The sequence below is a fragment of the Hoeflea sp. AS60 genome (assembly GCF_038900115.1).
Lineage (GTDB): Bacteria > Pseudomonadota > Alphaproteobacteria > Rhizobiales > Rhizobiaceae > Hoeflea.
On record NZ_JBBMQP010000002.1, the window covers coordinates 1,113,119 to 1,134,603 of the forward strand.

Consider the following 21,485-nt stretch of genomic DNA (forward strand, 5'->3'; position numbering starts at 1 on the left):
TAGTATCTATAGCCAATCTGCCTATTCGGCAGGTGTCGGCTCTTCCTTGGCCATGTCGGTCAACATCGGTGCGGCTGTTTCCGCGCCCGAGGTCTTGCGACGCTCGTCAAGGATCAGATCGTCGCGCGATGTGGCGATCCGACGGATCAGGGTCATGGTACCGCCGGTACCGGCAGGAACAAGACGTCCGACGATGACGTTTTCCTTGAGACCCTGCAACGTGTCGACCTTGCCGGCAACTGCCGCCTCGGTGAGCACCTTGGTGGTTTCCTGGAACGACGCAGCCGAGATGAACGACGGTGTCTGCAGCGACGCCTTGGTGATGCCGAGCAGAACCGGCACGCCGTAGGCTGGCTTCTTGCCGACTTCGACCAGACGGTCGTTGGCGTTGTCGAGTTCGATCTGGTCGACATTGTCACCGACGATATAGACGGAGTCACCGGAGTCGGTGATTTCCACCTTCTGCAGCATCTGACGAACAATCACTTCGATGTGCTTGTCGTTGATCAGAACGCCCTGCAACCGGTAGACTTCCTGGATCTCGTTGACGAGGTAGGACGCGAGAGCCTCCACGCCCTTGATCGCCAGGATGTCGTGCGGCGCCGGATTGCCGTCGAGGATGTAGTCGCCCTTTTCGATGTAGTCGCCATCCTGAAGGTGGAAGGGCTTCCCCTTCGGAATCAGATACTCGACAGGTTCGAGACCATCTTCAGCAGGCTCGATCTGGATGCGGCGCTTGTTCTTGTAGTCGCGGCCGAAGCGGATGGTACCATCGATCTCTGCGATGATGGCGTGATCCTTCGGACGACGAGCTTCGAACAGTTCCGCAACCCGCGGCAGACCACCGGTGATGTCCTTGGTCTTGGCGCTTTCGAGAGGGACACGGGCAAGAACGTCACCCTGGCTGACCTTGGAGCCGGGTTCGACCGACAGAATGGCATCCACCGACAGCTGGAAGCGAGCTTCACCGCCACGGGCCAGCTTGGCAATCTCGCCATCCTTGCCCTTGATGACAATCGCAGGCTTGAGATCGATACCGCGTGGCGTCGAGCGCCAGTCGATAACCTGACGCTTGGTGATGCCGGTTGCTTCGTCTGTGGCTTCGAGAACCGAGATACCGTCGACGGCATCTTCGAATTCCACGGTGCCTTCGACTTCCGTCAACATCGGACGTGTGTACGGGTCCCACTCTGCAAGACGCTGTCCGCGTTTGACCGCATCGCCGTCATCGACATAGATCTTGGAGCCGTAAGCGACACGCTGCGACGAGCGCTCGGTGCCGGCTTCATCCAGGATCTGGACAGCCATGCTGCGGCCCATGGCAATCAGGTTGCCATCGGAGTTGCGCAGCATGTTGCGGTTCTTGATGCGGACGGTACCCTCATAGGAGGCTTCCAGGAACGATTGGTCAACCACGGTGGCGGTGCCGCCAAGGTGGAATGTACGCATCGTCAGCTGGGTGCCCGGCTCACCGATCGACTGCGCAGCGATAACGCCGACAGCTTCACCGATGTTGACCGGAGTACCGCGTGCAAGGTCACGACCGTAGCAGGTTCCGCAGATCCCGGTCTGGATATCGCAGGTCAGCGGCGAACGGATACGGATCGACTGAATGCCCGCAGCCTCGACGTCGACCACCTGTGCTTCATCAATCATGGAGCCGGCCTTGACGATAAGCTCGCCGGTGACCGGGTGATTGATGTCGTCAAGCGTGGTGCGGCCAAGGATACGCTGACCAATGGACGCCACAACCTGTCCGGCATCAACGATGGCAGTCATCGTCAGACCTTCGGTCGTGCCGCAATCGACGTGGGTGACGATGCAATCCTGTGCAACGTCCACCAGACGACGGGTCAGGTAACCCGAGTTCGCGGTCTTGAGCGCGGTGTCGGCGAGGCCCTTACGTGCGCCGTGAGTCGAGTTGAAGTACTCGTTCACGGTCAGGCCTTCCTTGAAGTTCGAGATGATCGGCGTCTCGATGATTTCACCCGACGGCTTGGCCATCAGGCCGCGCATGCCGCCCAACTGACGCATCTGGCTCGGTGAACCACGTGCGCCGGAATGGCTCATCATGTAGATCGAGTTCATCTGCTTCTGGCGGCCGTTTTCGTGGAACTCCACGGACTTGATGCGGGCCATCATTTCGTCGGCGACCTTTTCGGTCGCCTTGCCCCAGGCGTCGACAACCTTGTTGTACTTTTCGCCCTGGGTGATGAGACCCTCATTGTACTGCTGCTCGTATTCCTTCACCAAAGTGTCGGTATCGCCGACGATCTTGGCCTTGGAATCCGGGATCACCATGTCGTCCTTGCCGAACGAAATGCCGGCGCGGCAGGCATGACCGAAGCCGAGCTGCATGATGCGGTCGCAGAATATGACCGTGTCCTTCTGACCGCAGTGGCGGTAGACGGTGTCGATCATCCGGGAAATGTTCTTCTTGGTCATTTCCTGGTTGCAGATGTCGAACGGCACGTTGACGTTCTTCGGCAGAAGCTCGCCAATGATCATGCGGCCTGGCGAGGTTTCGAAGATCTTCGAAACCGGGTTGCCTTCGGCGTCAACCGTCTTGAACCGGCCGCGGATCTTGGTGTGCAGGGTGACAACCTTGCTTTCCAGCGCATGGTGCAGTTCGCCCATGTCGGAGAACACCATGCCCTGGCCCGGCTCGTTCTCAGCCTGGATCGAGAGATAGTAGAGACCCAGAACCATATCCTGTGACGGAACGATGATCGGCGCGCCGTTGGCAGGGTGCAGGATGTTGTTGGTCGACATCATCAGCACGCGGGCTTCAAGCTGGGCTTCAAGCGACAGCGGCACGTGAACAGCCATCTGGTCGCCGTCAAAGTCGGCGTTGAAGGCCGTGCAGACGAGCGGGTGCAGCTGGATGGCCTTGCCTTCGACCAGGGTAGGTTCGAAAGCCTGGATACCCAGACGGTGAAGCGTCGGCGCGCGGTTGAGCAGAACCGGATGCTCGCGGATGACCTCGTCGAGGATATCCCAGACTTCCGGCTTTTCCTTTTCCACCAGCTTCTTGGCCTGCTTGACGGTGGACGAATAGCCCTTGGCGTCAAGACGCGCGTAGATGAACGGCTTGAACAGCTCGAGCGCCATCTTCTTCGGCAAGCCACACTGGTGCAGCTTGAGTTCCGGACCGGTCACGATGACCGAACGGCCGGAATAGTCGACGCGCTTGCCGAGCAAGTTCTGACGGAAACGGCCCTGCTTGCCCTTGAGCATGTCGCTCAAAGACTTCAGAGGACGCTTGTTGGCGCCAGTGATCGTGCGGCCGCGACGGCCGTTGTCGAACAGGGCGTCTACGGCTTCCTGCAGCATCCGCTTTTCGTTGCGGATGATGATGCCAGGCGCACGCAGTTCGATGAGCCGCTTGAGACGGTTGTTGCGGTTGATGACGCGACGATAGAGATCGTTCAGGTCGGACGTTGCAAAACGGCCACCATCGAGCGGAACCAGCGGACGCAGATCCGGCGGGATCACAGGAACGACCTTCATGATCATCCATTCCGGACGGTTGCCGGAATCGAGGAAGCTTTCGACGATCTTGAGGCGCTTCATCAGCTTCTTGGACTTCAGTTCCGAAGTCGTTGTGGCAAGCTCTGTGCGCAGTTCGCCGGCGATGCGCTCGAGATCCATCGAGGCCAGCATCTCATAGATGGCTTCCGCGCCGATCATGGCGGTGAAGCTGTCTTCGCCAAACTCGTCAACAGCGACCATGTAGTCTTCTTCAGAGAGAAGCGAGTTCTCCTTGAGCGACGTCAGGCCAGGTTCGGTGACGATGTAGTTCTCGAAATACAGGACCCGCTCGATATCCTTGAGCGTCATGTCCATCAGCGTACCGATGCGTGACGGCAGCGACTTCAGGAACCAGATATGTGCAACCGGTGCTGCGAGCTCGATGTGGCCCATGCGCTCACGGCGAACGCGCGACAGCGTGACTTCAACGCCGCACTTTTCGCAGATGACACCCTTGTACTTCATGCGCTTGTACTTGCCGCACAGGCATTCGTAATCCTTGATCGGACCAAAGATGCGGGCGCAGAACAGACCGTCGCGCTCCGGCTTGAAGGTACGATAGTTGATCGTTTCGGGCTTTTTGATTTCACCGAAAGACCAGGAAAGAATCTTCTCGGGGCTGGCGATCGAAATCCGGATGGAATCGAACGTCTGCGCCGGGACGGCGTTGTTGAAAAGATTCATGACCTCATGGTTCATGCCTGTCTCCTTTTAGGGCTGTTCGCCCTTGGCTTGCGACGGCGCCGGTCTAGACCGGCAACAGGCCATCGCCTGAAATTTGTGTTTACCACGTCAAACGCGGATACAATCCCCTGCCCGCTCACTGCGATCAGGAAGACGGCGCGAGGGATTTTGTCCCCCGCGCCTTCCAGGCTTTATTCAGCCGCGTCCGGAAGTTCATCCGGCTCTGCGATACCGTCGATCTTGTTCGATTCCAGCTCGACATTGAGACCAAGCGAACGCATTTCCTTGACGAGAACGTTGAAGCTCTCCGGAATGCCTGCCTCGAAGGTGTCGTCGCCACGAACGATGGCTTCGTACACCTTGGTGCGGCCTGCTACGTCGTCCGACTTCACAGTCAGCATTTCCTGCAGGGTGTAGGCGGCACCATAGGCTTCCAGAGCCCAGACCTCCATTTCCCCGAAGCGCTGACCACCGAACTGCGCCTTGCCACCCAGCGGCTGCTGAGTCACGAGCGAATACGGTCCAATCGAACGCGCATGGATCTTGTCGTCGACCAGGTGGTTGAGCTTGAGCATGTAGATATAGCCCACGGTCACCGGACGGTCGAAGGTCTCGCCGGTACGCCCGTCATAGAGCGTCGACTGACCCGAGACATTCAAACCCGCCTGAGCAAGCATGATGTTGATGTCGGCCTCAACCGCGCCGTCGAAAACCGGCGTCGCGATGGACACGCCGCGGCGTGTCTGCTCTGCCAGACGGACGATCGATGGATCATCATACTGCTTGATCGGTTCGCCCTTAGGCCCCGTGCCGATGACGCTGTCGATGGTGTCACGCAGCGGCTGGATATCTCCACCCTCATTGTAAGCATCAAGCATGGCGCCGATCTGCTTGCCCATACCGGCGCAAGCCCAACCCAGATGGGTTTCAAGGATCTGTCCGACATTCATGCGCGACGGCACGCCCAACGGATTGAGCACGATGTCGACATGGGTTCCGTCTTCGAGGAACGGCATGTCTTCGCAAGGCAGAATGCGGGAAACCACACCCTTGTTGCCGTGACGGCCGGCCATCTTGTCGCCTGGCTGGATCTTGCGCTTCACAGCGACAAAGACCTTGACCATCTTCATGACGCCTGGCGGCAGTTCATCGCCGCGCTGGACCTTCTCGACCTTGTCCATGAAACGGCTTTCCAGCAGCTTCTTGGAGTCGTCGTACTGGGCCCGCAGCGCTTCGATTTCGCCCTGCAGCTTTTCGTCCTCGACAGCAAACGTCCACCATTGCGACCGCGGATACTCGCTGATGTTTTCGGAACTGACTTCCGATCCCTTCTTGAAGCCCTTTGGTCCGGCAATTGCGGCCTTGCCCACCAGCATGTCTGAAAGACGGCCATAGACGTTGCGGTCAAGAATTGCCTGTTCGTCGTCACGGTCCTTGGCGAGACGCTCGATTTCCTCGCGCTCGATGGCCATGGCACGTTCGTCCTTTTCAACGCCGTGGCGGTTGAAAACACGAACTTCAACGATGGTGCCGTAGGTTCCTGGCGGCATCCGCATCGAGGTGTCGCGGACGTCGGAAGCCTTCTCACCGAAGATGGCGCGCAGAAGCTTCTCTTCCGGCGTCATCGGGCTTTCACCCTTCGGCGTGATCTTGCCAACGAGAATGTCGCCCGGCGCCACTTCGGCACCGATGTAGACAATACCGGCCTCGTCGAGGTTGCGAAGTGCTTCTTCCGAAACGTTCGGAATGTCGCGGGTGATCTCTTCCGGTCCAAGCTTGGTGTCACGCGCCATCACTTCGAACTCATCGATGTGGATGGAGGTGAAAACGTCGTCAGAGACGATGCGCTCGGAAAGAAGGATCGAGTCCTCGTAGTTGTAGCCGTTCCAGGGCATAAACGCGACCAGCACGTTGCGGCCAAGAGCCAGATCACCCAGATCAGTCGACGGACCGTCAGCGATGATGTCGCCCTTGTTCAAGACGTCACCCACGGTGACCAGCGGACGCTGGTTGATGCAGGTGTTCTGGTTGGAACGCTGGAACTTCTGCAGCCGGTAGATATCAACGCCCGAACGCGATGCTTCCATGTCCTCGGTGGCACGGATAACGATACGGGTCGCATCAACCTGGTCGACAACGCCGCCGCGGCGGGCCGCGATGGCCGCACCGGAGTCACGGGCCACGATCGGCTCCATGCCGGTGCCCACAAACGGAGCCTCGGCGCGGACCAGAGGAACCGCCTGACGCTGCATGTTCGATCCCATCAACGCGCGGTTGGCGTCATCGTTCTCGAGGAACGGGATCAAGGCTGCAGCGACCGACACCAGCTGGCGTGGCGACACGTCCATAAGGTCGATATTGTCGCGCGGGGTCATCATCACGTCGCCGGAATGGCGGCAGACAACGAATTCGTCGACAAGCTGACCATCTTCGCTGAGTTCGGCATTTGCCTGGGCAACGAAGTATTTCGCTTCTTCCATCGCAGACAGATAGATCACTTCCTTGGTGACCTTGCCATCGGCGAGCTTGCGATAGGGGCTTTCGATGAAGCCATACTTGTTGACGCGGGCGAAGGTAGCCAGCGAGTTGATCAGACCGATGTTCGGGCCTTCCGGCGTTTCAATCGGGCAGATACGACCGTAGTGGGTCGGGTGCACGTCGCGGACTTCGAAGCCGGCGCGCTCACGGGTAAGACCACCAGGTCCAAGCGCCGAAAGACGGCGCTTGTGGGTGATCTCGGAGAGCGGGTTGACTTGGTCCATGAACTGCGACAGCTGCGAGGAGCCGAAGAATTCACGCACCGCAGCCGCTGCCGGCTTGGCGTTGATCAGATCCTGCGGCATCACAGTGTCGATTTCGATCGACGACATGCGTTCCTTGATGGCGCGCTCCATGCGGAGCAGGCCAAGACGGTACTGGTTTTCCATCAACTCGCCAACCGAACGCACACGGCGGTTGCCGAGGTTGTCGATGTCGTCGATTTCGCCCTTGCCATCGCGAAGCGCGACGAGTGTCCGGACGACAGCGATGATGTCTTCCTTGCGCAGAACGCGCACGGTGTCTTCAGCATCGAGATCAAGACGCATGTTCATCTTGACGCGACCAACAGCCGACAGGTCGTAGCGTTCTGAATCAAAGAACAGCGAGTTGAACATCGCTTCAGCCGAATCGATGGTCGGCGGCTCACCTGGGCGCATGACGCGGTAGATGTCGAACAGCGCTTCCTGGCGGGACGTGTTCTTGTCCGCTGCAAGCGTGTTGCGGATATAGGCGCCGATATTGATGTGATCGATATCAAGAATCTTGATGTCGTCGTAGCCGGCCTCGATCAGATCGATCAGGTTGCCCTTGCGCTCGCCGCTCTTGGCGTCGACCGAAAATTCCAGCTCATCACCGGCCTCGAGATAGACTTCACCAGTCTCGGGGTTGACGATGTCTTCAGCCAGATAGGTACCAACCATGTCTTCATCGGTGGCCTTGATCGACTTGACGCCCTTCTCGACGAGCTGCTTGAGCAGGCGCGGAGTGAGCTTCTTGCCGGATTCGACAACCACTTCGCCGGTATCGGCGTCGATCATGTCGGCCATGGCCTTCTGACCCTTGAGGGTCTCGGGCTGGAACGGAATCCGCCAGCCTTCACCATCACGCGCATAGATCGAGTGGGTGTAGAAGGTCGACAGGATTTCTTCGGCGTCCATGCCGAGGGCCATCAGCAACGACGATGCCGGGATCTTGCGGCGACGGTCGATACGGGCGTGGACGATGTCCTTGGCGTCAAATTCGATGTCGAGCCAGGAACCACGATATGGAATGACGCGCGCCGCGAACAGCAACTTGCCCGACGAATGGCTCTTGCCCTTGTCGTGATCGAAGAACACGCCCGGCGAACGGTGCATCTGGGACACGATAACGCGCTCGGTACCATTGACAATAAAGGTACCGTTGTCGGTCATGAGCGGCATGTCGCCCATGTAAACGTTCTGTTCCTTGATGTCCTTGATCGACTTGGCGCCTGTATCCTCATCAATATCGAACACGATCAGACGCAGCGTCACCTTGAGCGGCGCTGCGTAAGTCAGATCGCGCTGACGGCACTCTTCGGTGTCGAACTTGGGATTTTCGAATTCGTAGGACACGAATTCCAGCATCGCGCTGCCTGAGAAATCGGAAATCGGGAAAACCGATTTGAAAACTGATTGCAGTCCTTCGTCGAGACGGCCACCAACTGGCTCGTCAACCATAAGGAACTGGTCGTAGGACGCCTTCTGAACCTCGATGAGGTTCGGCATCTCCGCCACTTCCGGGATTTTTCCGAAGATCTTGCGTACGCGCCTGCGACCATTAAAAGAGAGGGTCTGAGCCATCGTCGCTCCTTGTCAATTTGCATCCGGGCCTGCAACAGACGAACGCCGCTGGCCAAGCGACTCCGTCATATAAATGAACTCGTTCAATCTCGTCTCAATTCCCAAACGGCGCGGCCGGAGTGCCTGGCGGTCTGGTTCAAGACTATCCTTTTGAAGAACCCATTACCCAAAAGCCGTTTTCAGGCTTTTGGGTAATCCGTTCACCAGCAAATACATCCGGGGGCGAGGCAGCCCCGCCCCCGGATGCGAAAGCGTCTTACTTGACGGTGACCTTGGCGCCAGCGTCTTCCAGCTTCTTTTTGATGTCTTCAGCTTCGCCCTTGGAAATGCCTTCCTTGACAGCCTTCGGAGCAGCTTCGACCAGATCCTTGGCTTCCTTGAGGCCGAGACCAGTGATAGCACGGACTTCCTTGATGACGTTGATCTTGTTTGCGCCGGCTTCGGCGAGGATCACGTCGAATTCAGTCTGTTCTTCAGCAGCTTCAGCAGGAGCAGCAGCAGCAGCAGCGGCAGCAGCCGGTGCAGCGGCGGACACGCCCCAAGTTTCTTCAAGCATCTTCGAAAGCTCAGCAGCTTCCATGACGGTCAGGGCGGAAAGTTCTTCCACGATCTTGGCGAGATTTGCCATATTCATATTCCTTGTATTCGGTTCGAACCGGTTTTGACTTGTTATGCGAAGACCTGCCTATGCAGCCTCGTCCTTGCGGGCATATGCGCCGATGACACGCGCGACGGAACCCGCCGGTGCGTTGACGATCTGGGCAATGCGCGTTGCTGGCGTGACAATCATGCCAAGCAGCTTTGCGCGCAGCTCGTCGAGCGATGGGAGCGTGGCCAAAGCCTTGACCCCGTCGGCGTCGAGCATTGTTGACCCCATCGCGCCACCAAGGATGACCAGCTTGTCGCTGACCTTGGTGAACTCGACAGCAATTTTCGGAGCAGTCACCGGATCATCGCAATATACGATGAGCGTCTGACCGGTGAAGAGATCTGCGACCCCTTCGGACTCCGTGCCCTGAAGAGCGATTTTGGCAAGGCGGTTCTTCGCGACCTTGACGGTGCCGCCAGCCGAGCGCATGCGCGACCGAAGGTCGTTCATTTGCGCAACTGTCAGACCGGCGTAGTGGGCCACGACAACCGAACCGGCGTTGGTGAAAACACCGTTCAGTTCCGCGACGAAATCGCGTTTTTCCGCTCTATCCACTGCGTTTCTCCAGTTGGCAGATGATGCATGCATCACCCGCCGGGTTTGCCTTTGCCGCCAGGGATTCTCATCGAACCCACAAGCGACGCTTGAGGATCCTGTCCCCTTACGCCGGAACCGATTGACGGTAGCGGCACAAGGCAAGCGAGGTTCGAACCGTTGGAGCTTTCACTCCTGAAAACGGATCTTACCCGTCTCATGCAGGTGATAAATTAAGGTGAACCAACAAAGGCGCACCACCCGCAATCTCGGACAGGGAGCCCGGAGTTTCCTCCGGACCTTTCCGGCCCGAAGGCCGAAAACTAAAGAAAACCGGACGGAAATCCGGTTTTCCAAATTTGCTAAATCAGGCGACGTTAAGCGTCGACGGATCAATCTTGAGGCCAGGGCCCATGGTCGAGGAAATAGCCACGCGCTTGACGTAGTTACCCTTGGCACCGGCAGGCTTTGCCTTGATGACCGCATCCGCAAAAGCGCGAATGTTTTCTTCAATCTTGTCGGAGCCGAATGAGGCCTTGCCGATACCGGCATGGACAATGCCAGCCTTCTCGACGCGGAACTCGACAGCGCCACCCTTGGATGCGTTGACCGCAGCGGTCACGTCCATGGTCACGGTGCCGACCTTCGGGTTCGGCATCATGCCGCGAGGGCCGAGAACCTTGCCGAGACGACCGACCAGCGGCATCATGTCCGGCGTAGCAATACACCGGTCGAAATCGATGGTGCCAGCCTGCACGATATCGACGAGCTCTTCCGCACCGACGATATCGGCACCAGCTGCACGGGCTTCGTCAGCCTTGTCGCCACGGGCGAACACGGCGACGCGGACGGTACGACCGGTTCCGTTGGGCAGGTTGACCACACCACGGACCATCTGGTCAGCGTGGCGCGGGTCGACGCCGAGGTTCATCGAGACTTCAATGGTCTCGTCAAACTTGGCGACAGCGCGTTCCTTGATCATAGAAACCGCTTCACCGAGCGAGTACTGCTTGTCACGATCAACGCCTTCGTTGACCTTCTGCATACGCTTTGCAATCTTTGCCATGGTCTTAGCCCGTCACTTCCAGGCCCATGGAGCGGGCGGAGCCCTCTACCATTGCCATCGCGCCTTCGATGTCGGCGGCGTTGAGATCCTTCATTTTTGCTTCGGCGATCGTGCGGACCTGGTCACGCGTGATCGAGCCTGCAACTTCCTTGCCCGGCGTCTTGGAGCCGGACTTGAGCTTGGCTTCCTTTTTCAGGAAGTAGCTCACAGGAGGCTTCTTCATCATGAAATTGAAGGACTTGTCCTGATAGTAGGTGATGACGACCGGAATCGGCATTCCCTTTTCCATTTCCTGGGTGGCGGCATTGAATCCCTTGCAGAATTCCATGATGTTGATGCCGCGCTGACCAAGTGCCGGACCAATCGGGGGCGACGGAGTCGCCGAACCGGCCGGAACCTGCAGCTTGAGTTGACCTGCAACTTTTTTAGCCATTGTTTCTCTGCCTCTTGTTACAGTGTTGCCTAAAGCACCACCTTTTGCCGGAAAACCGGCGGCTGCGGTTGCGTGGTTCGGTTCGACGGCCGGCTACAGCCCCTCGCCTCCCACGCGAATGCACCACCGGCCAAGCCGGCAATGCAAAAGCCCGTCCGCGCTCTCTTCACGAAAACGCAGGCCGGGCATTTTGTCGTCAGACCTTCTCGACCTGACTGTATTCGAGTTCAACCGGGGTTGCCCGACCGAAAATTGAAACCTCGACCTTGAGACGCGAACGCTCCTCGTCGACTTCCTGCACTGTCCCGTTGAACGATGCAAAAGGACCGTCGGATACCCGAACCTGCTCGCCAATCTCGAAAGCGATCGACGGCTTCGGCCGCTCGACACCTTCCTGAACCTGCATCAGAATACGTTCCGCTTCAGAATCAGGGATCGCAACAGGCTTGGAATCACTGCCCAGGAAACCGGTAACCTTCGGCGTGTTCTTGATCAGGTGAAACGCCTCGTCGGTCAGATCGGCGCGAACCATAACGTAACCGGGGAAGAACTTGCGCTCTGCATCCACCTTGCGGCCACGGCGCACTTCGACGACCTTCTCGACCGGTACGAGGATCTTCTCAAAGAGATGGCTCAAACCCTTCTGGCGAGCCTGTTCTTCAATCGAATCCGCTACCTTCTTCTCGAAGTTCGAGTAGGCGTGGACGATATACCAGCGTGCAGTCATGTTTTCCCCTGCCTCAAGCGCCAACGTTCAAGATGAGCCCGATCGCCCATCCCAAAGCCTGGTCGGCCGTAAAAAAGAAAATGGACGCAAGCAGCACCATGACGAGAACCATGATCGTCGAGATCGAGGTTTCACGGCGTGAAGGCCATTTCACTTTCGCAGTTTCGGACCGAACCTGCTGGAGGAATGTAAACGGATTTGTTTTGGATGCCATTGTATATCCACGCTTATACGGCGCGTAAAGCCGGTCTCCCAGCTCCACGCACCGCGTGTCTGTTAACGTCTACATAAAGCCCGATTCTTGAAATCACAAGAGGCGATCGCGCTTTTTTAATTTCACACCAGCAAACTGGCCCGAAGATTGCTAACCAAATCCACCGATCTGATCACCATCCCCGAACCAGCCAAACATGCGCCAAATCCGATTGACCGGACTGGCAGGGGCAGCAGGACTCGAACCTGCGACCTACGGTTTTGGAGACCGTCGCTCTACCAACTGAGCTATACCCCTAGGCCGGTGGCGGACCTGATAGCGTCAAAAGCAAGGGGAATGCAAGAAAGAAGTGACGCCAATCCGTGCGGGATCGTCTTTTTCTCGACAAAGGCCGATTCTGCGGTGCTCTCAGGCGGTTACATTCGCCACCCATCGGCCAGAGCGCCCCTGCCCGTCCGTTCAATCACCCTGCCTTCTGACGCTGAATGGCCGCATCAAACAGACAGTCTCTTTCTCAAGCTGCCCGCTCGAGTGCATCAATATCAGCGCTGGTGATGGTGTCGATGTGGCGTGAGACCTTCTCGATGTCCCAATCCACCAACTTGCCTTGAGCAGGCGCTGCACCACTTCGGCCGGAAAGCGATGCCGAAGCACGCGTCCAGGACTGCCCGCGACAATCGCGTAGTCGGGAACATCGCTGGTGACCACGGTGCGCGCGGCGATGATGGCGCCGTTGCCGATCTGAACGCCCGGCACCACTACCGATTCGAACCCCATCCAGACATCATTGCCGATGACAGCGTCTCACCTGTTGTCGAACGACGCAGCGTAACTGCCGATCAGTTCCGGGTTGAACTCGCCGAATGGGTATGTGGAAAACCCGTCCATGGCATGATTGGCGGAACTGGTGATGATACGGACGCCGTGGGCGATCTGGCAGAATTTGCCAATGGTGAGGCGCTCCGGCGCGCCCGGATAGAGGTCGGGCACGAGTGCGGACGCATAATCTGCGGGCGTTTCAAAGCCAGAATAATAGCTGTAGTCGCCGATTGCGATGTTTGGGGTGGTCGATCACCTAATTGCGGTGAACCGTTCCTGTATGGGGGGCTGCCGTCAGCAAGGATGATGGGATGACGCCAGGCGGCATCTTTTTCAACCCGGCGGCTTGGCGGGCGACCCAAGCGCACACTCCCGGTTCAGTCCTGTTCCCGGCGCATTTTCAAATGTGCACCTGAGTGTCGGTGGATCTCCACACTTGGCTTGCAGAGCCTTGAAGCCCACACATTTGCCTGTCGTGTTGATCCTGTATCCCGGCCCGCCCTTGCAGCCGCACCCCTTGCATGGCGGGCGATCGGGACACGAAGCAAAGGCATAGGGGACTTGCGTCAGCAAGCCACCCAAAGCGAGCGCGACAAGACCATATTTCCCCCAACGCAATTCTCGCCCCCCCAACCAAAGCCCCACCCTTCAACCTCGAGTATGCACGTGGCCCCGCCGGTCCACAACTCGGTTGCGTCATGGCCTGACATGGATCCAAAACAAAAACGCGACCCCGAAAGGTCGCGTTTTGCAGTGTCCAATCTTGCCGTCGGCAGCTTTCGCCATCGACATTCGATCATCGATTACTCGATGATCGTGGCGACGATGCCGGCGCCGACGGTGCGGCCGCCTTCGCGGATAGCGAAGCGCAGCTTTTCTTCCATCGCGATCGGCACGATGAGTGCCACTTCAGCCGAGATGTTGTCGCCTGGCATCACCATTTCAGTGCCTTCCGGCAGCGTCACAATGCCCGTCACGTCGGTCGTGCGGAAATAGAACTGCGGACGGTAGTTGGTGAAGAACGGCGTATGACGGCCACCCTCTTCCTTGGTCAGGATGTAGGCTTCTGCAGTGAACTTGGTGTGGGGCTTGACCGAACCAGGCTTGCAGAGGATCTGACCGCGCTCGACGTCTTCACGGCCAATGCCGCGAAGCAGTGCGCCGATGTTGTCGCCAGCCTGACCCTGATCGAGCAGCTTGCGGAACATTTCAACGCCGGTGCAGGTGGTCTTCTGGGTGTCGCGGATACCGACGATCTCGATTTCCTCGCCAACCTTGACAACGCCGCGCTCGACGCGACCGGTCACAACCGTACCACGACCCGAGATCGAGAACACGTCTTCGATCGGCATCAGGAACGGCATGTTGATCGGACGCTCAGGCGTCGGGATGTATTCGTCAACTGCGGCCATCAGAGCGCGGATCGCGTCTTCGCCCTGGGCCTTGTCGCCATCGTTGAGTGCGACCAGAGCCGAACCCTTGATGATCGGAATATCGTCGCCCGGGAAGTCGTAGGAAGACAGAAGTTCGCGAACTTCCATTTCAACGAGCTCGAGCAGCTCCTCGTCGTCAACCTGGTCGACCTTGTTCAGGAACACCACCAGCGAAGGAACGCCAACCTGACGGGCAAGCAGAATGTGCTCGCGGGTCTGGGGCATCGGGCCATCGGCAGCCGACACGACGAGAATGCCGCCGTCCATCTGCGCAGCACCGGTGATCATGTTCTTCACATAGTCGGCGTGGCCTGGGCAATCGACGTGGGCGTAGTGACGGTTTTCCGTCTCATACTCGACGTGAGCTGTCGAGATGGTGATGCCGCGTGCCTTTTCTTCAGGTGCTGCATCGATCTGGTCGTAGGCCTTGAATTCACCGAAATACTTGGTGATCGCAGCCGTCAGCGATGTCTTGCCGTGGTCAACGTGACCAATCGTGCCGATGTTAACGTGCGGCTTATTGCGCTCGAACTTACCCTTTGCCATCGTCCTGTATCCTGTAATTCTGTTGGCAGACTGTGGATCCGGAAGCGTTTGGCCCTGATCCCGCGAGAAGTTAACGCGACATAAGGCTTTCGATCTTGTTTCGCAAGAGCAAATCTTGATCCAGCAACAGCGTGGAAAATCACGCCCCTGACAGTAATTGCCTGCGGACACCGTCGCACTCAAACAGCACTTGGCGCCCTACTCCGACACGCGACCAGCCATTGATTCCCTGCTGCCAACCCTAGCCGCCCGGCTGATCCCGCAGCGCACGGATCTGCAGGCGGCACAACCCATTGGGCAAGACCAAGCGGGCGACAGAAAAGCCGCGCTGGTATGAATTCCGGTCAATCTTCGGGTGTTGGAAGCCAGTTCATTTTGGAGCGGGTAGAGGGAATCGAACCCTCGTATTCAGCTTGGAAGGCTGCTGCTCTACCATTGAGCTATACCCGCATCTATGACCCGCGACGGTGGTGGAGGGAGTTGGATTTGAACCAACGTAGGCGAAGCCAACGGATTTACAGTCCGTCCCCTTTAACCACTCGGGCATCCCTCCAGACCAGCCGTCAGGGTCATGCATCCAAGATGGACAGCCTGAAAACCTCAGGCATCGCGGGCCGGGCAATTGGTTGGAAAAGCCCCGTCCGCGGTCGGCGTTATGACGGCGTGTGGTTCCCGTGTCAACACGGATTGAGACAAAAACCGACAGTTCTTCAAGGCCCGTCTCCGGCGTGCGGCAGCGGACCCTTGCAGCACATCGCGAAAACCGCCGGGATGGTGCCAATTGCACCCTGCGGCAATTGGGGTATAAGCGCCCCATGAGCAAAGATGAAGATGCCGACGCGGCCGGTTCAAACCGCGATACCCATTATGCCAAGCTGCGCCGCGCCCACCGCGACGCCAAGCGGGACCAGCAGGGTCTGCCGCCGTCACAATCGCGCAGCAAGCGCGACCTGCCTGCGCGCAAGGGTGCGCTTTATGGTGAGCGCGTCGCGCCTGACACGATCTATCTCTATGGCCTGCACACGGTGCGCGCGGCGCTCGACAATGCATCGCGGCGCATCATCGGCATGAAGGCCACGCGCAATGCGCTGATGCGGCTCGAGATCGCGGAAGATGCTGAGCTGCCCTACCCGCTCGAACTGGTGAGCCCGCAGGAAATCGACCGACTGCTGGGCGATGACGCCGTGCACCAGGGCGTGCTGCTGGAAGCAGCACCTCTGACACCGCGACCGCTGTCAGCCCTTGGCGACACGAAGCTTCTGGTCATTCTCGATCAGGTAACCGACCCGCACAATGTGGGCGCAATCATGCGCTCCGCGGTGGCGTTCGGCGCAGGTGCGATTGTGACCACACAGCGCCACAGCCCGCAGGAATCAGGTGTGCTGGCCAAGGCAGCCTCAGGCGCGCTGGAGCTGATCGACCATATCGAGGTTCGCAACCTTGCCGCAGCAATCGAAGAGATCAAGGCGCAGGGTTTTGCGACCATCGGACTTGATTCGGAAGGCCCTGAGCCGATCGAGGCGGGGCTGACCGGTGACAGAATCGCACTGGTTCTTGGCGCCGAGGGCAAGGGACTGCGCCAGAAGACGCGCGAAACGGTCGACATTCTGACCCGTCTCGACATGCCCGGCGCAATCAAATCGCTTAATGTGTCCAATGCCACGGCCATCGCGCTTTATGCCGCGCAGCAGTATCTGACCCGGCAGGACCGGGGCTGATAAAGCGGTTTGCGGGCGTTCACACGCGCTCCTGGACCGTTCAGCTTTGGGACAATTGCCTGCCTGCTGAACGGAAAGACGGCTGATCACACGATTTTCACTTTACAGGCGCGATCAGTATGCTATCCGCATCCCCGCTGCCCTTGTAGCTCAGTTGGTAGAGCACCTGATTTGTAATCAGGGGGTCGCGGGTTCGAATCCTGCCGGGGGCACCACTAATTTGCGTTATTGCATTGAAAAGCCGTCGTAATCTGAAAAGGATTGCGGCGGCTTCTTACTTTTTTTCTTACTTTAATGAAACGGGAAGCATCAATCCCGCCGTATTGGTTCCGATAAGAATCGGATGGAAAAGCGGCCCCGCCGATCAGCAAATCAAGGAAGGCAAATATGCGCTCAAATGGACGTGGCTCTCGTGCATGCGCTTTGCGGCGAACGAAGTCCGTCTTCAGCTTCACGCGCTGGCCTACAACCTTGCCAACTTCCTGTGCACGCTGGCACCCCCCGAAGCCATCGAGCGGTGGTCGCTGACCAGTCTCCGGGAACGGCTGATCAATGCCGGCGTCCGGCTTGTGCGAAACGCCCGCTACGCCGTCTTCCAGATGGCCGAGGCGGCGCTGCCGCGGCAAGTGTTCGCCGGCATCCTTGTTCTATCACCGGGCTGCGCGATCCGGCTTCAGGAACAGCATGCGCATGACCGGGCACGCAGCCAAATCCGCGATATCCGACGCTCGCGACGGGAAAGCTTTGTCCGGCGCATGGTCAAATCACGCCGCTGACTGCCAAGAGAACCGACTTGGCCGTGCCAGCGCCAAAGTGCAGCAGCCAAAGCGAACCACAGCCGGAAAAGAGCTTGGAGAACCGCTATTGGTGCTCTTACCATGCCAAAAGGCAATCCAAATGGGGAATGTCGGCTAAACGTAAAAACCCGGACAGTGCTGCCCGGGCTTTTTTGTCCGTCCTGACATCCGTCGCGTCAGTTGAGGAGGAAGATGCCGAGCAACGGGCGCTTGATGCCCAGCTTCTTTTCCATGGTGCGGATCGTGCGCTTGGAGTGCTTGATGTTGCGCTCGACCGATTTGATCTCGGCTAGGTGTTTGCGAACGTCGGAATTCTTCTTCCAGACCTTTGTCTTGCGCTCCCTTTCGAGCCTTTTGAGTTCCTTTTCGAGGTGCACCACGGTCTTCCTGGCATCGTTCAGGCGTTTCCTGTCCTTGGCCGTCTGCTTCGCCTTCTTGGCCTCGGCCTGGGCTTTCGCCTTGGCCTTTTTCTTCTCAGCCTGCTCGGCCCGCCGTTCCGCGCCGCGCTGCTTGAACGTCTTTTTCGCCTTCTTGGTCGCAGACGACTGGATTTCGCTCAGCGGTGGGCCGCCGCCGTCATTCGCCATTGCGGGGGCGGCAAACTGAATGCCGGCAACGGCGATGGCAAAAGCGAGAGCGGTTTGTGCAATTCGCTTGGCGATCATGGCGTGTCCCCTTCTTCGTTCCTTTGTGAGTCCTGAGGACCGTTGCAATCCTGTCATTGGGTCTTCTGGACTGATCATCTCATCCCTGCCTTCTGTCGTTGCGATACCAGATACTGGTCCACCGGTACTGACGCGTAATCATCAGATGTGATGAGCCGCCAATAACTGACCGACATGGTTCGAACGACCAAAAAGCGTTCAAACGGCCTGGTGAAGTTTCCGCATTAAAGTGAAGTCCGCTTTGCGCGCGTATTGGGCCCCTAATTGCGCATCGCCGCTATTTACCGTTATTAAACGGATCAAGGAGAGGTTGCCGTGTCCTTGGTGGCGTGGCGGCTTTGTTTTGCGTTCCGCTGCCGCCAAGGGAATTTCGACCCCAATTTTTCGATGACCAGCGCCATTGCCCAAGGCCCGGACTTGCGTTCGAGCACGCTTTGCTTGGAACTGAAAGGACCGCCGTGACGGAAGGTTCCAGCAATGATACGCGAAGCAATTTTGATTGCAGGGGCGACTATTGTCGGGAATGTCGTTTCTGTTGCAGCACAAATAGATCCTGACCTTGATCAAACAGGTAAATATGCAGGTGTTTATCTCTGTCTGCCTGAAGCAACTGGTGGCGTTTGGTATGATGATAAGTCGAATAAATGGCTGGGTGTAAAATTCACGCTGGACAATGAGAGAATCCTTTTCAAGATTAAAAAAGGTGAAACGATCGAGAAAATTACATTTTTGGGGAGAAAGACAACAACATTGGGCTATTCTGTTAAACTTGGGTCCGTGGGTAGCTTGGAAGAAAATGGATGTTACCGCTGGGAGGAATTTCGTAGCGCTCTAGTACCAATTTCGAATGAAGGATTTTTTCGCTGCACAAGTAATGTACTCGATTACACATTGAACCTCGACACAATGCGCTATTTGGCTGTTTTTGCGTACGGCTTTGTGGACGGGCGGGATAATAACAATAGCACGCCGTCAATTACCGCCGGTAAGTGCTCGAAAATTAGTGATTGATGGGCACCCATTTCTAGCAGCGGCAATCCATCCCAAGCTCATCATTCATTGGGCAGAAAAGTTCCTGCCGGGGCACCATTTTCTTGAAATTGCATTTTGAACTTTACGACTGATTGGACTTGCACTCCATCGGGTCGGTCGTAACGACAGGTTCCGGTGATCGCTGCTGGCAGGACGCCGGGCGGCCAAGCGAACGCTAGCGACAATCACTCATGTCGACGTTCTTGTGTTGCTTCGGGAGGTAGACCAAGCCCGCCTGGGTAAAGGTACAGGTGAACCGCCGCCCTGCATGCCTGGCGAGGTCTCGGTACTCCTCCTTGTTGTCCTTTTCCCATTTTGTGGCTCGAATGTTGTAGTGACCCGGTTCGCTTTTCTTGTAGCATTTGAGCGTCGCGTATTTCTTGCCGCTGATGGCTCCGGCCGTAATCGTGCACACGCCCCTGAAGGAAATCGTGTCGGCGGTGGCGGTCAGGCCTGAAAGCAACAGCGTCGCTGCGGCCAGAACGGATCTACTCTTCATTGTCAGTCTCTTTCCTGCTTGTTGCCCTCCCACACTAAATTCGATCGCGCGTCCGTAAAGCCAAAATTGAGCCGATGTCTCGATTATGGACATTAAGCATCGGAAATACCCCCATAATTTATGTGGTTATTTCCCGCTTCTGGAACCTCCCCTCTGCTCAGCGGAGGTGACCACCCAGCAGGCGGTCGATGGGGGCGAAGTCATCGGTTAGAATTGCAGGCGCGCTTTTGGCGACCAGACCGTCGGTAAAACTCTTCGCCATGGCAGCAAAGCGTGTCTGTTCGGGGGCTGCTGCCGTGACCACGGAGAAGTCTGTCGGTCGGTCTGCGGCGACCAGAACGAAGACCCTTTGCTCACCCGGGGTGGGCAGGCTTTGCTCGGTCCAGATCTCGACGCTTGCGAACACGGAATTAAGCGTCGCTGTGATGGCGCTGAGCGCCTGCAGCCGGTCGGGGAAATCAATGACATTCATCAGGAAGATGCCGTCGTCGGAGAGCCGCGAGCGGACCAGCCGGAAAAACTCCTGCGTGATCAGATGCGGCGGGATGGCAATATCGCCGAACGCATCCCCGACAATGACATCATAGCGTGCGTCTGGTCGCCTATGTAGAGCGACGCGGGCGTCTTCGTTGAGGATGGTCATGCTTGCGGGCTCAAGCCAGAAATCACGCACCGCGGTGCTGGTCACCTGCGGATCGATCTCGGCAACGGTAATCGGCCCGGTGTTCCGGTCGGCCCATGCGCGCGGCACGGAAAAAGTGCCGCCGCCGATGAAGAATGCGGAAAAAGGGCCTGGCTCCAGCCGTCCCCGCGCGATCTCATCGAACATCGCGGTGAATTCGGAGAACATCGTCCGCGGCAGGTCGCGGGCGCTGGTGCCATGTGACAGGTGATCGAGCACCAGACGCCTGACGGGCGAGCCCGAATCAGCCGAAACATCGAGAACCCGGATGCAAAAATACTGGCTTTCCGTGGTGCAGCTCGACAGGCGCGTGAGTGAGAGCGTGCCCAAGCCGATAACCAGCACCGAGGCCATGAGCGCCACCACCTTATGTTTGATGGGGCGGGCGAGCCAGAACAGAAGCGCCGCAGCAGACAGATAGATCGCGGTGACGATGGCAAGCGTCAGCGACGTGCCTAGCCACGGGATGAAGACAAACCCCGCAAGCAGCGTTCCCGCAATCGCACCCACCGCGCCGGCAGCAAACATGGCACCAAGCGACCGACCGGATTGGGCTTCCTGCTGCATCACGGCAATCTGCGCCAGAACCGGCGCGGGCACTCCGGCAAACAGCGACGGCAAAAAAAACACGCCGGCTGTGAGGATCACGATGTTCCAGACCGGATGCTCCACTGCAGCCAGAACAGGCCCGCCGATCAGGCGGAGCACCAGAAGCGCCGCAGCCGTGGAGATTGCTGCAGCCAACATCACCCAGGCGGTATGGGACAGCGCCTGCCTGGCCGGACGTTCAGCGATATGGCCACCCCACCAGTGTCCGGCTGAAAAGCCAGCCAGCACCACGGCAATGATCGATGTCCAGGTGTAGAGCGACATGCCGACATAGGGCGCAAGCATCCGGCCTGCGACGATTTCAACCACCAGACTGACGCCTGACACCGCAGCCTGCAGGGCAACAAGGAGCCAGAGCGGCACGTGAGTTTGGGGCATCCGCATCCTCCTGCTCCCGGATCAAAAGATGCCGGCATCTTTAGCCTGCCTCAGCCGCAAGACAAGCCATCGATGAAACAGCCAGGGGATTGATCGACAGCAATG

The 21,485-nt window shown here is 58.0% G+C and carries 16 protein-coding genes, 4 tRNA genes and 1 pseudogene; 4 read left to right on the top strand and 17 right to left on the bottom strand.

Features of this window, described 5'->3' with window-relative positions; genetic code table 11:
- Positions 1-21 precede the first annotated feature (21 nt).
- From rpoC to WNZ14_RS15755, 14 genes are all read right to left on the bottom strand, one after another.
- Positions 22-4,230, bottom strand: coding sequence for a DNA-directed RNA polymerase subunit beta' (rpoC, locus tag WNZ14_RS15690; RefSeq protein ID WP_342869568.1), 4,209 nt, complete (start codon positions 4,228-4,230; stop codon positions 22-24).
- Positions 4,231-4,406: 176 nt separating this feature from the next.
- Positions 4,407-8,579: a DNA-directed RNA polymerase subunit beta gene (gene rpoB / locus WNZ14_RS15695; RefSeq protein WP_342869569.1), complete on the bottom strand. Its 4,173-nt coding sequence runs from the start codon at positions 8,577-8,579 to the stop codon at positions 4,407-4,409.
- Between the two features lie 256 nt (positions 8,580-8,835).
- Positions 8,836-9,207: a 50S ribosomal protein L7/L12 gene (gene rplL / locus WNZ14_RS15700; protein ID WP_342869570.1), complete on the bottom strand. Its 372-nt coding sequence runs from the start codon at positions 9,205-9,207 to the stop codon at positions 8,836-8,838.
- A 57-nt stretch (positions 9,208-9,264) separates the two neighbouring features.
- The gene (gene rplJ / locus WNZ14_RS15705) at positions 9,265-9,783 is read right to left on the bottom strand and encodes a 50S ribosomal protein L10 (RefSeq protein ID WP_342869571.1); all 519 of its coding nucleotides are present in this window, start codon (positions 9,781-9,783) and stop codon (positions 9,265-9,267) included.
- Positions 9,784-10,129: 346 nt separating this feature from the next.
- Positions 10,130-10,828 carry a 50S ribosomal protein L1 gene (gene rplA, locus WNZ14_RS15710; protein WP_342869572.1) on the bottom strand — a complete coding sequence of 233 codons (699 nt, stop codon included), beginning with the start codon at positions 10,826-10,828 and terminating at the stop codon, positions 10,130-10,132.
- A gap of 4 nt (positions 10,829-10,832) precedes the next feature.
- Positions 10,833-11,261 (bottom strand): 50S ribosomal protein L11, encoded by a 429-nt coding sequence (gene rplK / locus WNZ14_RS15715; RefSeq protein ID WP_342869573.1) that lies wholly within the window; start codon positions 11,259-11,261, stop codon positions 10,833-10,835.
- Positions 11,262-11,457: 196 nt separating this feature from the next.
- On the bottom strand, positions 11,458-11,988 hold the full coding sequence (nusG, locus tag WNZ14_RS15720; RefSeq protein WP_342869574.1) for a transcription termination/antitermination protein NusG: 531 nt from the start codon (positions 11,986-11,988) through the stop codon (positions 11,458-11,460).
- A gap of 13 nt (positions 11,989-12,001) precedes the next feature.
- The gene (gene secE, locus WNZ14_RS15725; RefSeq protein ID WP_269385515.1) at positions 12,002-12,202 is read right to left on the bottom strand and encodes a preprotein translocase subunit SecE; all 201 of its coding nucleotides are present in this window, start codon (positions 12,200-12,202) and stop codon (positions 12,002-12,004) included.
- Positions 12,203-12,423: 221 nt separating this feature from the next.
- Positions 12,424-12,499 (bottom strand) — tRNA-Trp (locus tag WNZ14_RS15730).
- Between the two features lie 162 nt (positions 12,500-12,661).
- Positions 12,662-12,979: a hypothetical protein gene (locus WNZ14_RS15735; protein WP_342869575.1), complete on the bottom strand. Its 318-nt coding sequence runs from the start codon at positions 12,977-12,979 to the stop codon at positions 12,662-12,664.
- 27 nt (positions 12,980-13,006) lie between these two features.
- The gene (locus WNZ14_RS15740) at positions 13,007-13,192 is read right to left on the bottom strand and encodes a hypothetical protein (RefSeq protein WP_342869576.1); all 186 of its coding nucleotides are present in this window, start codon (positions 13,190-13,192) and stop codon (positions 13,007-13,009) included.
- Positions 13,193-13,824: 632 nt separating this feature from the next.
- Positions 13,825-15,000, bottom strand: coding sequence for an elongation factor Tu (gene tuf, locus WNZ14_RS15745; RefSeq protein ID WP_342869563.1), 1,176 nt, complete (start codon positions 14,998-15,000; stop codon positions 13,825-13,827).
- Positions 15,001-15,376: 376 nt separating this feature from the next.
- Positions 15,377-15,450: transfer RNA gene (locus WNZ14_RS15750), tRNA-Gly, on the bottom strand.
- A gap of 18 nt (positions 15,451-15,468) precedes the next feature.
- Positions 15,469-15,553 (bottom strand) — tRNA-Tyr (locus tag WNZ14_RS15755).
- Positions 15,554-15,815: 262 nt separating this feature from the next.
- On the opposite strand from WNZ14_RS15755, the gene rlmB reads away from it, so the two are divergent.
- The 3 genes and pseudogenes from rlmB to WNZ14_RS15770 form a co-directional block, all read left to right on the top strand.
- A complete protein-coding gene (rlmB, locus tag WNZ14_RS15760; RefSeq protein WP_342869577.1) occupies positions 15,816-16,718 on the top strand; it encodes a 23S rRNA (guanosine(2251)-2'-O)-methyltransferase RlmB in 903 nt (300 codons plus the stop codon).
- Between the two features lie 139 nt (positions 16,719-16,857).
- Positions 16,858-16,933: transfer RNA gene (locus WNZ14_RS15765), tRNA-Thr, on the top strand.
- Between the two features lie 132 nt (positions 16,934-17,065).
- Positions 17,066-17,362: pseudogene (locus WNZ14_RS15770) on the top strand (transposase); the annotation flags it as partial.
- 329 nt (positions 17,363-17,691) lie between these two features.
- On the opposite strand, the gene WNZ14_RS15775 reads toward WNZ14_RS15770, so the two are convergent.
- The gene (locus WNZ14_RS15775; protein WP_342869578.1) at positions 17,692-18,180 is read right to left on the bottom strand and encodes a hypothetical protein; all 489 of its coding nucleotides are present in this window, start codon (positions 18,178-18,180) and stop codon (positions 17,692-17,694) included.
- Positions 18,181-18,657: 477 nt separating this feature from the next.
- On the opposite strand from WNZ14_RS15775, the gene WNZ14_RS15780 reads away from it, so the two are divergent.
- Complete coding sequence (locus WNZ14_RS15780; protein WP_342869579.1) at positions 18,658-19,191, top strand: hypothetical protein; 534 nt, start codon at positions 18,658-18,660, stop codon at positions 19,189-19,191.
- Between the two features lie 196 nt (positions 19,192-19,387).
- Here the strand turns inward: WNZ14_RS15780 and WNZ14_RS15785 are convergent, their stop codons facing one another.
- Positions 19,388-19,711, bottom strand: a complete 324-nt coding sequence (locus tag WNZ14_RS15785; protein ID WP_342869580.1) for a hypothetical protein — start codon at positions 19,709-19,711, stop codon at positions 19,388-19,390.
- 157 nt (positions 19,712-19,868) lie between these two features.
- Positions 19,869-21,380: a fused MFS/spermidine synthase gene (locus WNZ14_RS15790; protein WP_342869581.1), complete on the bottom strand. Its 1,512-nt coding sequence runs from the start codon at positions 21,378-21,380 to the stop codon at positions 19,869-19,871.
- Positions 21,381-21,485: the final 105 nt, after the last annotated feature.